Here is a 13,712-nt window from a genome sequence, read left to right as displayed (position 1 = left end):
TATTATATCAGATTAAATACAAAAAACAAAAACAAATTTTTGTTAAAGCAGGTGCGTTATTTCTATTGGCATCATATTTTTCTGCTAGGCTTTAGTCTAAGAAAAACTTTTCTTATTTCCAAAGCAATAAACATTTGGTTTTGAATAATCTCAAATACAATGGATAAATCAAAATATACAAAAATCCCTATAGCAATTTGCAAGAGTACTGTGCCCGCTCCCCCCCTCAAGACACTACCGGTAATTGAAACAATCGCCCCCATAATCATTCCGCTTACCAGATATTTAAGACATGGTTTAATATATTGTATTATTTTAAATTCATTTCTAATTTTAAATAGCTGATAAATACATATTAAAGCTTCGGAAATAACAGATGCAATTGCTGCACCAAAAGCTTGTAAAACCGGTATTAATATCGCATTCAATATAATATTTAATATAGCCGCATAAACTACAGACTTAGTGTACAGGGTATCCATACCTTTAGGCAGAATATATTGAGTTCTAAATACATTTCCCCATGAAACAAAAACCAATATAGCACTCAATACTTTAACTAATGAAGCCGATTCCGCAAATGATTTCCCCAGAAATAACGGAACAAAAGTGTCTGCAACCCCAAATATACCAAATACACATCCAAAAGTCAGAAACATTGTAAATATTAAAGATTTTTCTATATACCTTTCAGTAGCCTGCTTTTGTCCGTTCGCAATCAGATTGGTCATCCTCGGAAGCATGACGGTTCCAAGGGATGTAATAATTGAAATAGGTACTCTTGCAATTCTGTTGGCATTTTCATAGAAACCAACCTGCTGCTTATCTGCCATCAACCCCAGCATTGTCTTGTCCACAATTGAAAACAACTGGATTGCAAGTACAGGAATAAAAAGCATAACAATAGGTTTAAATCTTTTTATAACCGCATGAGTATCAATTTTTGACCTCTTGACATATTTACTTAGACTAAACCACATAACAAAATGACTGAAAAAAGTTGAAAAAGACATTATGAATACATATTTACTCAAATCACCGGGTTCTTTAATAAACACAAAAATAAGTACCAAGGAAAGCGCCTTAACCAGTAAATTCCTTGTAACGGTCATTTTAAATTTTTCGATGCCAAAATAAAACCAATCTATATTCAGGCAGGATGACACCAGTATTACCAATTGTATCACCAATAATGTTCTAATCCCGTCATTGGTAGTTAATATAAAGAACGCATATATACCAAGAGATATAATTGACATTATTAACTGTATAAGATATATTTCAAAGAACACCTTGCTTCTCGTCATTTCATCATGATTAACTTTTGCAATTTCCCTTTTACCGTATAGCTGAATCCCCAGCAAAGAAATCAGAACAAAATAACTCACAATGGAATTGCTGTAGGCATAGAGTCCTACTCCTTCCGGCCCTAATATTCTTGAAACATAGGGCATTGTAACAAAGGGCAGAATCAAAACAAGAATCTCATATATTGTCATTAAAATTACATTTTTTCTCATATTTCATCTTCCTACCAAATTCCTTTTTATTTTGATATATTTTTCTTTAGGTATTCTATCGCTTCATTTCTAATCTCTTCACATATTTTTTTATTTCTTTCGGTATCAATCCTCTCATCCAAATTTGAAAGGCTCCCGTTATAAATACGGTTTTCCATATTAAAAAGTTTCAATAAATTAATAATCCTTGAGTCTCTTCCTTTGTTACCTGACAAAAAAACAACAAAATTTCTCAAAAAGTATCGAAAATACCGTTGCATGGAAAGAATCCGTAAATATATATCTCGCATCATAAATTGACTTTAAATAATCAAGGGGTCCGCCAAATATTTTCACCATAATATTTCTGTCTATAAAATCCTTGAATGTTATGCCTCCAGCCAGTTTCACATTCTTATATCTTTTAAGATCGGTTTTCTTGTTATATTCCCTCTCAAACTGTTCTTTTGTATTATAGTTTAAGAAATAAGTGCAAATATTGCTATTTTTGCTCCGATTGTTTGTGTTGATTAAACTTATCCATTCTTCTTTTGGTATTAAAAATACAGGGTCACAAAGTACTTTCGCATCTTTTCCCGTCAGGTCATGAATGATTTTTGAACCCTGCTGTTCTCTAACCGAAATTTCCGGAATTCGCGCCAATAATTTTGAATAGACCTTTTCCTTGTCTTTATCAATAGCTTCCAAACCAAAACTTGATGAAAAACTAAATATTCTGCTCTCATCTTTAACAAAATCCATCAAATATGTCGTGTCCATGCCATTTATATTGTAATTCCATACCTGGTCGCTGCCAATTATATACTTGTCATATTCCGGAGGATCGTTTAGTATTTCTTCTCTTGTATCATATACCTTTTCGCTCAGCCTTATATTTTTTTTGATAAACTTTTCGAATGATGCCTTCTTAGATTTTATCATAGGGTACGCACATAGTAATTTTATAATGCTCTTAATATTAACCTTCTCTTTTCCTCTCCTTGTAATCATGGAAATCGGTTTTACATTATTTTTTATTACCCAGTTTCTATAATCAATTACTTCAACTTCAGCCCCAAGATTGAAGCAAGCTTTATACAATGCATAACATTGCATTAAAGCACCAAAATTCAATGTATTATGATATGTCAGTATTCCTACTCTCATTTTCCAAACCTTCCTACTTTATTTTTGCTTTAATCAACCGCTTAATTTTTGTAATTATCCTTATTAAACTCCCCGGCAACAGCTATAAATAACAAGCTTATATCCCCGTCTTCTTTTTCTTAATAAAGGTTTGCCCCTCCATGGAGTTAATTGCAGTATTCTTTCATATTCACCTTTATATGGGTGAACGCATCCTTCTTCCCACGGTCTGCCAACCACCCAAGATGTAAGGTGAATTATCGCCGGTGAGGATACTGCATCATCAAATTCTTTTTTTGAATAATAGTTCTTCAGGCCATAAACACTAATAAATTTCGAATACTTGAGAAAAAACATTCCACTCATCACATTATACCTTGGGTGAAGAGCTTTAATTTTTCCCTTACATACTTCATTAATTATTGTCTGGTCATGAAATTTTATTTTTCCGTTCGTATTTCTGATATAATCCAAGCATTTTTGAACAACTTTTCTTCCCTGCATTTTTTAAAATTCCACAACATTACTCCTGAATTAATGTGAAAGTAGTGCTCCTCTCTTCATTGCAATCTGCCAAGTCTATAATCGATTTAACACCGGCTACATAATAGTCTTCGATAGCCATAGAGAATAAATCCGATAAATTTTCTCTAACCAATATATCTACATCCAAATACAATGCCTTGTCCACGTCATCGGGCAGAATATCCGGTATTAATAATCTTGCATAGGCAGCAAGAGACAAATGGTCGACATTTACATCTTTTCCCAGCTTTTCGCCTAAGTCATCTAAATTATGAACAATGATTTTAGCATTACTGAATTTATCTTCTATTGTTTTAATTTTCTCAATACTGGTTTTTAAAATATTGTTGGATAAAACATGGATGCACACTTCATCAACTTCAGCATGAACCTCTAAAATCGAGTACATCGTAACCGCAAGCTTATCTGCATAATTTTCATCACTGGACAAAACAAAATTCAAAATTGTTTTACTGTTCCCGATTCTGGTCAACTTCAAAACCTCTTTCCATTTTATTTTGGTAGTTTAATGAATTACAATAAACGAATCCAAAAGCAATAACCAACCAATTTATTACGGATACAGCAACATTGTTGCCAATAAGGGCCATTTCCGAAGATTGCTTAAGCATAGTTATAATTAAGAACACAGCACTCAACTTTATTGCCTCTGTATCTTTAAACTCTAAATACCTATTCCATACACTCCATAAAAAGTAAAAGAATAAAAAAATTCCAATCATTCCTGTTCTAATCAGTATGCTCATGTAAGTGTTATGTGACGAAAGTTCGGCACCATAGATTGTGATTGGTGTTACATGATGGCCGCTCCCCAAAAATATATTTCCCCTAAGGTAGTACTCAAACATATTCGACCATATAACATCTCTGCCCGAAAAGAATCTGCTCTTAGTATATCTTACAGCATATTGATTCAATAAATCTTTATACTCCGAATTAGATAACATAACGTAAATTACCGGTATGGATATAATTAATATAACGACTACAATAAACAGAAACTTATATACCTTTTTATGCTCAAAAATCCAATTTACAGATGCCATTAGGAACAACATAACAGGGAATAACAACATAAATGTCCTTTCTCCGTCAAGAGCCGCAATAAACAGCCATATACCCATATATAAAATCTTACTATGCTTCTTCGTTTTCTCATCAAGCAAAATAAAATATAATAGAAAAAATAAAAATGATGTTCTAGATACCCATTGAAACTCTATCCCCGATAGTGACAGGCCAACTGCTGCTATCATTAATATTTTAGTACCGATTGATATATAGCGGATAAATGCCTCTGTATTTTTAAGATTTGTGCTGAAATTCATCAGTACCAGAAAAAACAAAATACACGCGATATATAACAAGCCGTTATATATCGATGAAAAATTTTCGTAATATACAAAAAGAATAATAGCATTAAACAAAACCAACGCTAAATTTGTATATATTACTTTAGAGTTAAAAAATTTGTCTTGCTCTTTAACAAGGGAATAAATACAAGAACCATGACAAAACCAAAATATAGCAATATTCTGGGCACCGACGGCCCGGAATTTGCAAAAGTAATAATAAATATCAATATGCTAAGAAGCATCGGCTTGGTTCGAAAAGTAACGTCATCGAGTATGGACATTATATCTCCATCCTCCCCTTTATCGTAAAATATCTCTTGATAATTATTTCTTTGTCTTTGCAATCAGTTGACTATATATATATTCCATTTCTTTAACATTATCTATCCAATTATACTTTTCAATGACTCGTTCTCTCTCAACTTTCCAAGCTTCACGCGAAGCTCGGAATCCTTTACCAATTTGTATATTTGCTCTGCCATGGCTTTGTAATCTTTCCTTGGCACCATAATCCCCGCTTTTCCGTTGTCGACAACCTCTTTAAATCCATCAACATCGGTAACAATCACCGGAACCTCACAAGCCATTGCCTCAACCACTGCAACTCCAAAGCTTTCGCTGTCAAGAACACTCGTACCGAGAAAAATATCAAATTCATTCAATGCCTGAGGCACCAAATTGTTTGGAATTCTTCCTTTGAACTCAATAATGTCCTGAAGGTTTAGATCTTTTACCAGTTGCTCTAGTTCAGCCCTTTCAGGCCCTTCTCCATAAATCAAATACTTTATTTTCGTATTCTTTTTATTTTCGGCAAATAGGTTGTTAACCAAATAATTAATTGCTAAGATTCCGTATTTTATCCCATATTTGGGTGTAAGTTTTTTTATGCTTCCAATAACAATCTCATTACCTTTATTCATATTTCTTTTGTAAAACTGTTTCGTATCCACCCCAAAAGGAGTAATATAAATATCCTCGGCCCGGCAATTTATTAACTTTGATGTCTGACGGGCCATTGCATAACTTGTTGATGCTATCGAATCTGCCGCTTTCAAGTTTTTCTTGATTATTTCCATATTTATCCGGCTCTGATACGGAAAGTCATAAACATCCCCTCCATAAACCGAAATCAAATAAGGTGAGTATCCGGTTAATCTGCCTAAAGTTCCATAACCGCTGGCGTAATGAGCGTTCAAAATATCCGGCTTTATATTCTTAATGATTTTTCTTAGCTGATATACATTTAAATAGTATCCAATAGGGGCCGGAAATTTTAATTCATGTAAAAACACGTTGTCATCAAATTTATCTATCGAAGGTTTTTGATTGGAAACATAACACAAATGTACTGTATTTCCATTTCGGCTCAGTTGATTAGCCCATCTGACACTATGAATATCTCTTCCTGAAGCCAATAATAGTATCTTCATAGCAAATCCTTTCTTTATTTACTCTCCTTATTCTATCTTGTGCTCTCTGCTTTTTCCCAAAAAGGCTTGGACCTTCCTGTCAATATATTATAAACTCCAACCCACTGGGATGCTACGGTAATGCAATAATAATGGATAATTGCCAATATCCTGTTGTTTGCATTTGTAAGCACTTTTATTAATGCTAACAAATAAAACAACGATTGACCCGAAAATGCTATGCTGTAAAACCACGAATCCGTTACCAGGAAAGCATTGGATATCAATACAATTAAATGTGCTATCCATAATAGATATCTGCATGTCCTGTGTCCAAAATAAAAAAATGAAAACCATTTGTACTTAAAAAAGTTAAGTATCCTTATATCCGGCAAAATAGCCTTTAATATCGTACGATTCATACGTACTTTTCTTTTAAATTCATCTTCAATTACTTCTCCAGCCTTTTCATATGCCACAGCATCATGGTTGCAAATAGCTCTTTTTCCCTTTAGTGCATAATATAAAGGCATTGCCGCATCATGGCATTGTATTGGGTCAAAATCATGATATTCTATGTTTCTGCAAGCGTACAGCGCTCCGTTTCCGGCTGTTATTGTTTGAATTCTTGCTTCAATTTCACGGCTAGCAAGGTCACTGTCCCAATAGCCGGCCTCTGCGTTGCTGACATCACTTGCTTCCCGATTTGCAATTGCAAGCCTTCCGGAAACATATGCGATATTATCTGATGTAAATGCCGCCACTAATTCTTTAACTGCATTTCTATCCAACATTGAGTTGGCATCCGTCATAACCAGAATTTCCGTTGTTACAGTTTTTTGAGCCTCATTTTGCGCATTTGTTTTTCCCTTTCTGGTCTTGACTTCATAAAGCCTGATTTTACACTCAGGATGCCTTTCGATGAATTCTCTCACAATATCGTTGGTTTGGTCCGTACTATTGTCGGAAGCAACCAAAATCTCAATTTTGTCCTTTGGATAGTCAAGCTCTAAGATATTATTAAGTTTTTCAAGTATTACTTTTTCCTCGTTATGTGCAACAACCATAACCGTTACTGTAGGTTGATAACTATAGTCTTTTTCTAATTTGCGCGATTTATATAACCTGCCAATTATTTTAAGTGATACGGGATATCCTATCATGGCCCAAAATATGATAAATCCGCTTGTATAAAATAAAGTTTTAATGAATATCCCCATCTTTCGTACCCCTTCATTGAAAAATTAGTTATCTTAATCTAGACTTTAATACGATCCTTGTTTTATCCCCTATATACAGGGAAAAACAATTTATTTTCGTCAAAGCCCTGGTCCTGTTTTCTTATTTCTATTAACTCATTATATTTCTCATTGTCAAATATTTTCTTACCTATAGAAAAACAAGTATTTGAATTCTTGTTAAACCCCTTTTTAAACTGGTAAAGGCTGTCTTCCCTGCTGCCCAGACCTCCGCCCAAATGGAGCGTCTTATATCCGTTTTCGCAGCCCCAGCATGCCGCTTCATACAACAATAGGTTGGTAGCCGCAAGATTCTTGTAGTTTCTGTCAGATGCAGATAAATGATAATGCATCTGTTGGTTTGAAAACAAAATAATTGACATTGAAATTATTTTGCTTTCAAAAACAGCATAAAACATTAGTGAATTATATTTCAAGTCTTCAAGTATGCTGTTGTAAAAGTCGTTCTTGAAATAATAATAGTCTGTTGCATCATCCTTGTCCATTGTTTCATTATACATGGGAATAAACACATCAAACAATTCCCGGCTTCGTCCCCAATATATCTCGACTCCGGACTTTTTAGCTTTCCGAATCTTATTGCGATTGTTGCCGGCAAAACCTTCCCACATTTGCTCCTGTGAACCCAACTCTATTGTTACGGTCCTTCCAAGCTCTGAAATATCATAAATTGATGAAAGCACCTTGGAATTATTTAGCACCGGGTGAAAACGGACAAATTCACTAATAATACCTTCATTCATGCAAAGTCTGGAATACTCTTTTTCAAGGGCTTCTAAACTTTCATCCGTCACATTCCCTTCAATTAAAAAACCACCGTACCCATACGGTGTCGCTGCATCGTAAAAGGTAGCGGACGGTATTTTGCCCGAAAAGTTTTGATCCTTTTCAATATCCCTTTTCATAAAAACATTAATTGCTTTAATATTCTTATCTTCATAAAAAACAGTTTAGGCTCCCCATCACCATGGGTTTGGAAAGCCTTTACATATCCTGACAGATAATAAACATCAAAATTTTTAAATCCTTTGACTATATTATCCCATTTATTATTGTCATCTATATTCACAAAAAAGACCATACGAACACCTCTACAGCATCTTTTTCATATATCTTCGCTCCGTAATAAAACCTGATTTCTTATAAAAATTCATAGCCTCTATATTTTTTTCCGAAACAAATAAATCAATTACATTTATCCCTGTCTCAAGAGCCTTTTTCTCAGCTTCTTCCAACAATCTCTTTCCTATACCTTTCCCTTTATATCCTCTATCCACTATTATTTGATTTACATGCATTCTTATTTCACCAAAATACTCATGCCTATATATCCATATAAATCCAACCAAATTTTCCCCTTCAATTGCACCGATTAAAACAGCTTGATTTGATTTAATATATTCATCTAAAAGCTTTAATTTTTTATTGCTCTCATTAATGCTGTAATCATGGGAGACATCAAAATTGATATCATATATCTCTGCCAGCAAATCTCTTATCCTGTCTCTGTAGAGTAAAAAATCATCGTACTGTAAGGTTTTTATTATCATATTTGTTACTCCTTTCAACATGCAAATCTTTTAAAGGAGTCTGATCAACAACAGCAACGCCTTCCCTCTTGAATACCTTTATTATTGTCTTTACAATAATAGAAATGTCAAGGCCGAATGTAACATTCTTAACGTATTCTACATCCAGTCCAAGTCTAATATCCCATTCTAAATTGTTTCGCCCGTTTACTTGAGCAAGACCGGTTAACCCCGGCCGAACAGTATGACGAAGCCTCTCTTCTTCCGTATAATACGGCAGGTATTCAACTAGCAAAGGCCTTGGCCCTACAATACTCATATCTCCTCTTAGAATATTAAATAGCTCCGGAAGCTCGTCAAGGGAAGTCGACCTTAAAAACTTGCCAAACCTAGTCAACCTGCGGCTATCCGGCAGCAATTCCCCTTTATCATCTCTCTTATCCGTCATAGTCCGAAACTTGTATAGAGTAAATATCCTCTCATTGAGCCCCGGTCTTTCCTGCTTAAATATAACTGGACTTCCAAGATTTATTCTCACCATCAGTGCAACAATAAGAATTAATGGTGAAAAAATTATAATTGCTGCCAATGATAATATAAAATCAATTGGCCTTTTTAAATATTTTTTATATATTCCTTCTTTGTATAAAACCCGTACATCCGGATTTATTTTCTGTTTGACCTCACAATGCATACTATTTCCACAACCCTTTTATTATATTTACAACCCTATAAAGATCATCATCCGTCATTTTGGTATCACTAGGCAAACACACACCATTTTCAAATATCTTTTCAGAAACATTTGACCCAATATAATCATAGCCTTCAAAGAATGGCTGCATATGCATGGGCTTCCATATCGGTCTTGATTCTATATTTTCCTCTTCCAGCCTTATTATCACATCCAAGGGTCTGACTTTACCCGTCAGCGTAATGCAGCTAAGCCAGCAGTTAGGTTCATTCCAATCATTAATTGGCATAAAGTCAATTTCATCAATGAAACCCAGTTCCCTTTTGTAAAAATCAAATATATATCTTTTTTTCTCTACTCTCTGATCCAGGACTTTTAATTGTCCTCTTCCGATTCCGGCAACTACATTGCTCATTCTGTAGTTATAGCCCAATTCACTGTGTTGATAGTGTCGGGCTTTATCCCTTGCCTGAGTAGCCCAAAATTTTACTTTTGCAATTCTCTCATCATTGTTAGACACCAACATTCCTCCGCCGGAGGTTGTAATAATCTTGTTTCCGTTAAAGGAATAAATTCCATAGTCCCCAATAGTACCGGTATACTTACCTTTATAGGTAGTACCCAAAGATTCGGCAGCATCCTCAATGAGTTGAACATCATGCTTTCTGCATATCTCAACTATTCTATCCATATCGGCCGATAATCCGTAAAGATGCACTACCAATACAGCCTTTACCTTCGGATACTTTCTAAATGCCTCTTCTAAAGCATCAGGACTCATGTTCCATGTCTCATAATCGCTGTCAATAAACACCGGTATTGCATTCTGGTATATTATCGGGTTTGCAGTAGCAGAAAAAGTAAGCGTCGGACAAAATACAATATCTCCTTCACTCACTCCGGCAGCTTTTAGTGCCATATGAATTGCAGCCGTACCCGACGACAATGCTGCAGCAGCTCTTGCTCCCACTTTTGCTGCAAGCTCATTCTCAAATTCGTTAACATTCTCTCCCAGTGGTGCAATCCAATTGGTCTCAAATGCTTCATTAATATACTGCTTTTCATATCCCTCCTCACTCATATGCGGAGAGGATAAATATATTCGTTTTTTAGTTTTAATATTAGTCTTAATTTCCCTTTGCATTAACATTTTTATTACTGCCTCTCTTTTTATTAAATACATTAAATTTCATGTCCTGACCTCTCAAACCTAAAACTCATATCTGGGTTACAGTCAGGCTTTTTATTAATGAATCCTTTGAAAAACGGAACCTTATATAGGTATTTGCCGCTTTATAATCCTGCGGAATCTCAATATTCACTGAATATTTTCCTTCACCTGTCTTTTCAAGCTGCACAAAATCCTTATGAAACTCAGGGATATAATACAGCACTTTAGTGCCATCTTCTTGGTTGTCAGTTATTAATTCGATTTTATATTTTTTGCCGCCTTCAAAGTTTATATTTCTTGTCTGAAAGGAACCTGGAGTGTTGTCGTTTATATTATTTATTTGTATATTACCTTCATTAATGCTTACTTCTACTCTTTCCACTTGGACAATTTTCCATTGATCCGGTATATTATTAGAATCGATATCTATTTCGTTAATACTTAAAAATTTAATTTTTTCTACCTCTTCCAAATCCAAACGGTCAAAATTTTCTTTTATATAAACCAGCTTTTCCAGATATTCCATCGTCTTTGTATTAAATACAAAAGGATCCATGTTTCTTTCATTTTTAGTTTTTGCAGTATCGATGGTTTTAAGTGCCAAGTCTAAATATTTTCTCGCACTTTCAGGGTCACCGTTATTTAAATATGCACGCACAAGCTGGTAATGCATATTTAGCTTAAGCTCCCAGCTTTGCTCAACAAACGGTTTCAACTCAATAGCCCTGTCTATAAGCTCAATTCCTTTATCAAACATAGACATTTTCATATATAGTACGGCTGCATTTTCTAATGCATTGGCATTATATTTCCCTGCCTTTTCCGCTTCATTTACCAATTTCTTTGCAGTTTCAAACTCTTCTTTTGTTATGCTTTCCGAAGATAAAATCAAGTCTGCATATTTTATTTTATAATCTACATTAAAGGTATCTAACGACTCCGCGCTCTTTATATATTTTAACGCATCGTCTCTATTGCCTTCAGACATTGAATTCTGGTATTTGCCTTCAAAACTTGAGGCAGCTACAAATAATACCGGCATTATAATAATCATAGAGGATAAAACAGCCAATATTATAGGGTTTATATTAAGTGATTTCAAGTTGCTTATCCTATAAAGCAAGTCCGATTTCGCACCGGAACTGTCATTATTTTTTACTACAACAGGCTTATTGCGTCTGTACCCTGAATTCAACAGTGCTACCAATGTCCACAACAATAGAAATACGGAGGATAATGATAAATCAAAATCCAAACACGAATGCAAAAACATTCCGAGTACGGATGTCAACAGTGTACCCTGCAAAATCCTATAATTAATATCCTCTTCTTTTTTATTTTTATGTTCTGTAACAAACTGTACAATAATTGATAACAACAGCAGTATCAGAATTATGAATCCGAGTATACCGGTCTCTACTGCGACCTGCAGAAAATATGCATGAGATTGTGTTGACCAGTACAAGTGGGATTGGTATCCGAACACAAGCAGTGACCATGCTCCACCTCCTGCTCCAAGCAGCCAATTGTCCTTGAACATTCTAAATCCGTCATTTAAATATATTTGCCTTTGAATAAAGCTTCTTGAAGCGATTAAATTTTGAAATCTTGATGCTACAGAATTCGGTATAAACTTATATTGAAGTTTGATGCTTTTTACACTTTTGCCGGTTTTGCCGTCAACAATTTTTGCGTTGTCAATAGACACTTTTGATTTAGCAGAGTTATTTGTAAATTTGATATCTACTAATGAACTATCTTGCGGTACGGTAAACGGAATTTCCAGGGTATCGCTATTCTTCTCGTTAACTGTTGCAAGTTCGGTTTTTCCTCCAAACATAATGTTCTTTTTATCTCGGCTGCTTACCGACACTGTTAATGAATTTTCATCATTGTTATTCAAATACGATACGTCAAATAACAGCTTGTACTCTTTACCCGGCTTCAATTCAATACTTTTCTGGAAGGAATGTCCCGTTCCTCCTTCCGGATTGTAAATTCCAAGTTCCAGTTCTTTAGGAATACTTATTACAACCAGCATTGCAATCAAGGCTACAGCAACAGGAATAATCAAGAAATAAGGTTTTAGGTTTAACCTTATTTTGAAACGCAGCTTGAATAAATACTCCACTGCAACCGTTAAAATTATGGACATTATCATCCCTAATATAATTCCCAGCCATAGGCTTGAACCGCTTCTGCCTCCCAAAGGTGAAAACAGCACAGGTATTATACTTGAAACTGCTGCAAAGAAAGCCATTAAAAATGCTCTTAACTTGGCACCCTTAGGAACTGCCACAAGATATAATATCAGCATAACGGGTATTAATATCATTACACCACGGCTCATAGTAAATATTATTGTAGTTGTAAATATAAAGCTGCATACTCCAGCAACAAGTTTTTGCCAAACCTTTGATGATATTATAGATACCGTTACAGCTATAAAAAATACCGCCATTAGGTACGCAGCCAATGCATTTGGATATTGGAGCGTTGAATGAATACGGCCATCAACATAAAGGCCAAAGAAATTAACGGGTATGTGCAGAAAATCAAATATCCCATTTAGCCAATCAACCAATTTTCCCCCAGCTGCACTGTCGAGACCTAAAACACATAACCCCATCGATGCTGTAATAACTGTCCATAATACTATTAGCTTATTTTTCATTGTTGATGCCAGATCCGTAATCATGAAAAATACGGCAAAATACATACAATACTTCAGCCATTCTGAAATTGCAAGCCTTGTACTAGCCGAGCTTAGTATCGATATAAAATAAATAAGCATCAGCCCTAATGAACAATACTCTATTGGGGTTGATATAAATTTTCTTCCCTTCTCCATGTACTTCAGTATCCAAAATACAGCAAAGCTTGCCAGTATAAATATCTCTGCCGGCAGCTGCTCTGCTTCAAAATACAAACCTCTTACAAAGGGTGAATAGAATATCACAATTAAATTTAGTACTAATATTAGCATCCTAAATATACTATATTTATTCTCTTCTTTTACCGGCTTTGCAGCCTTTCCTGCTTGTCCCCTCTTTAAACCCTTGCTGCTTTTACCCATTTCTATCACCTTCATTGCCAATTTGGTT

Annotated in this window: 12 protein-coding genes and 1 pseudogene; all 13 read right to left on the bottom strand. The window is 34.8% G+C overall.

Translation table 11 applies throughout. The features are described from left to right. Positions 1 to 71: 71 nt before the first annotated feature. Positions 72 to 1,520 (bottom strand): flippase, encoded by a 1,449-nt coding sequence (locus JCM21531_RS08630; RefSeq protein WP_054847053.1) that lies wholly within the window; start codon positions 1,518 to 1,520, stop codon positions 72 to 74. Between the two features lie 204 nt (positions 1,521 to 1,724). After that, positions 1,725 to 2,666: a polysaccharide pyruvyl transferase family protein gene (locus JCM21531_RS08620; RefSeq protein WP_038289078.1), complete on the bottom strand. Its 942-nt coding sequence runs from the start codon at positions 2,664 to 2,666 to the stop codon at positions 1,725 to 1,727. 63 nt (positions 2,667 to 2,729) lie between these two features. Further along, a complete protein-coding gene (locus JCM21531_RS23695) occupies positions 2,730 to 3,149 on the bottom strand; it encodes a glycosyltransferase family 8 protein (RefSeq protein WP_038289076.1) in 420 nt (139 codons plus the stop codon). 19 nt (positions 3,150 to 3,168) lie between these two features. Beyond that, on the bottom strand, positions 3,169 to 3,663 hold the full coding sequence (locus tag JCM21531_RS23690; protein WP_038289073.1) for a glycosyltransferase family 8 protein: 495 nt from the start codon (positions 3,661 to 3,663) through the stop codon (positions 3,169 to 3,171). Beyond that, on the bottom strand, positions 3,641 to 4,315 hold the full coding sequence (locus JCM21531_RS08605; RefSeq protein ID WP_157833663.1) for an O-antigen ligase family protein: 675 nt from the start codon (positions 4,313 to 4,315) through the stop codon (positions 3,641 to 3,643). Before JCM21531_RS08605 ends, JCM21531_RS23690 begins: the two co-directional genes overlap by 23 nt. 326 nt (positions 4,316 to 4,641) lie before the next feature. Continuing rightward, entirely contained in the window at positions 4,642 to 4,827 is a 186-nt protein-coding gene (locus JCM21531_RS08600; protein ID WP_038289069.1) for a hypothetical protein, read from the bottom strand. A 102-nt stretch (positions 4,828 to 4,929) separates the two neighbouring features. After that, complete coding sequence (locus JCM21531_RS08595) at positions 4,930 to 5,976, bottom strand: glycosyltransferase (RefSeq protein ID WP_201768056.1); 1,047 nt, start codon at positions 5,974 to 5,976, stop codon at positions 4,930 to 4,932. A 32-nt stretch (positions 5,977 to 6,008) separates the two neighbouring features. Next, positions 6,009 to 7,175 carry a glycosyltransferase family 2 protein gene (locus JCM21531_RS08590; RefSeq protein WP_038289068.1) on the bottom strand — a complete coding sequence of 389 codons (1,167 nt, stop codon included), beginning with the start codon at positions 7,173 to 7,175 and terminating at the stop codon, positions 6,009 to 6,011. A gap of 62 nt (positions 7,176 to 7,237) precedes the next feature. Beyond that, a pseudogene (locus JCM21531_RS08585) lies at positions 7,238 to 8,295 on the bottom strand (lipid II:glycine glycyltransferase FemX). A 10-nt stretch (positions 8,296 to 8,305) separates the two neighbouring features. After that, positions 8,306 to 8,764 carry a GNAT family N-acetyltransferase gene (locus JCM21531_RS08580; RefSeq protein WP_038289066.1) on the bottom strand — a complete coding sequence of 153 codons (459 nt, stop codon included), beginning with the start codon at positions 8,762 to 8,764 and terminating at the stop codon, positions 8,306 to 8,308. After that, positions 8,736 to 9,437, bottom strand: a complete 702-nt coding sequence (locus JCM21531_RS08575; protein WP_038289064.1) for a sugar transferase — start codon at positions 9,435 to 9,437, stop codon at positions 8,736 to 8,738. Before JCM21531_RS08575 ends, JCM21531_RS08580 begins: the two co-directional genes overlap by 29 nt. A 1-nt stretch (position 9,438) precedes the next feature. Next, complete coding sequence (locus JCM21531_RS08570; protein WP_038289106.1) at positions 9,439 to 10,587, bottom strand: DegT/DnrJ/EryC1/StrS family aminotransferase; 1,149 nt, start codon at positions 10,585 to 10,587, stop codon at positions 9,439 to 9,441. 67 nt (positions 10,588 to 10,654) lie between these two features. After that, complete coding sequence (locus tag JCM21531_RS08565) at positions 10,655 to 13,699, bottom strand: O-antigen ligase family protein (protein ID WP_243467457.1); 3,045 nt, start codon at positions 13,697 to 13,699, stop codon at positions 10,655 to 10,657. Between the last annotated feature and the right edge of the window lie 13 nt (positions 13,700 to 13,712).

The organism is Acetivibrio straminisolvens JCM 21531 (assembly GCF_000521465.1).
Lineage (GTDB): Bacteria > Bacillota > Clostridia > Acetivibrionales > Acetivibrionaceae > Hungateiclostridium > Hungateiclostridium straminisolvens.
This window is presented reverse-complemented; position numbering and strand designations above follow the sequence as displayed.

Excerpts from the sequence above, each read along its gene's own strand:
- JCM21531_RS08630 (WP_054847053.1), bottom strand. The coding sequence starts at position 1,520 with ATGAGAAAAAATGTAATTTTAATGACAATATATGAGATTCTTGTTTTG.
- JCM21531_RS08620 (WP_038289078.1), bottom strand. The coding sequence starts at position 2,666 with ATGAGAGTAGGAATACTGACATATCATAATACATTGAATTTTGGTGCT.
- JCM21531_RS23695 (WP_038289076.1), bottom strand. The coding sequence starts at position 3,149 with ATGCAGGGAAGAAAAGTTGTTCAAAAATGCTTGGATTATATCAGAAAT.
- JCM21531_RS08605 (WP_157833663.1), bottom strand. The coding sequence starts at position 4,315 with ATGGGTATATGGCTGTTTATTGCGGCTCTTGACGGAGAAAGGACATTT.
- JCM21531_RS08600 (WP_038289069.1), bottom strand. The coding sequence starts at position 4,827 with ATGTCCATACTCGATGACGTTACTTTTCGAACCAAGCCGATGCTTCTT.
- JCM21531_RS08595 (WP_201768056.1), bottom strand. The coding sequence starts at position 5,976 with ATGAAGATACTATTATTGGCTTCAGGAAGAGATATTCATAGTGTCAGA.
- JCM21531_RS08590 (WP_038289068.1), bottom strand. The coding sequence starts at position 7,175 with ATGGGGATATTCATTAAAACTTTATTTTATACAAGCGGATTTATCATA.
- JCM21531_RS08580 (WP_038289066.1), bottom strand. The coding sequence starts at position 8,764 with ATGATAATAAAAACCTTACAGTACGATGATTTTTTACTCTACAGAGAC.
- JCM21531_RS08575 (WP_038289064.1), bottom strand. The coding sequence starts at position 9,437 with ATGCATTGTGAGGTCAAACAGAAAATAAATCCGGATGTACGGGTTTTA.
- JCM21531_RS08570 (WP_038289106.1), bottom strand. The coding sequence starts at position 10,587 with ATGTTAATGCAAAGGGAAATTAAGACTAATATTAAAACTAAAAAACGA.
- JCM21531_RS08565 (WP_243467457.1), bottom strand. The coding sequence starts at position 13,699 with ATGAAGGTGATAGAAATGGGTAAAAGCAGCAAGGGTTTAAAGAGGGGA.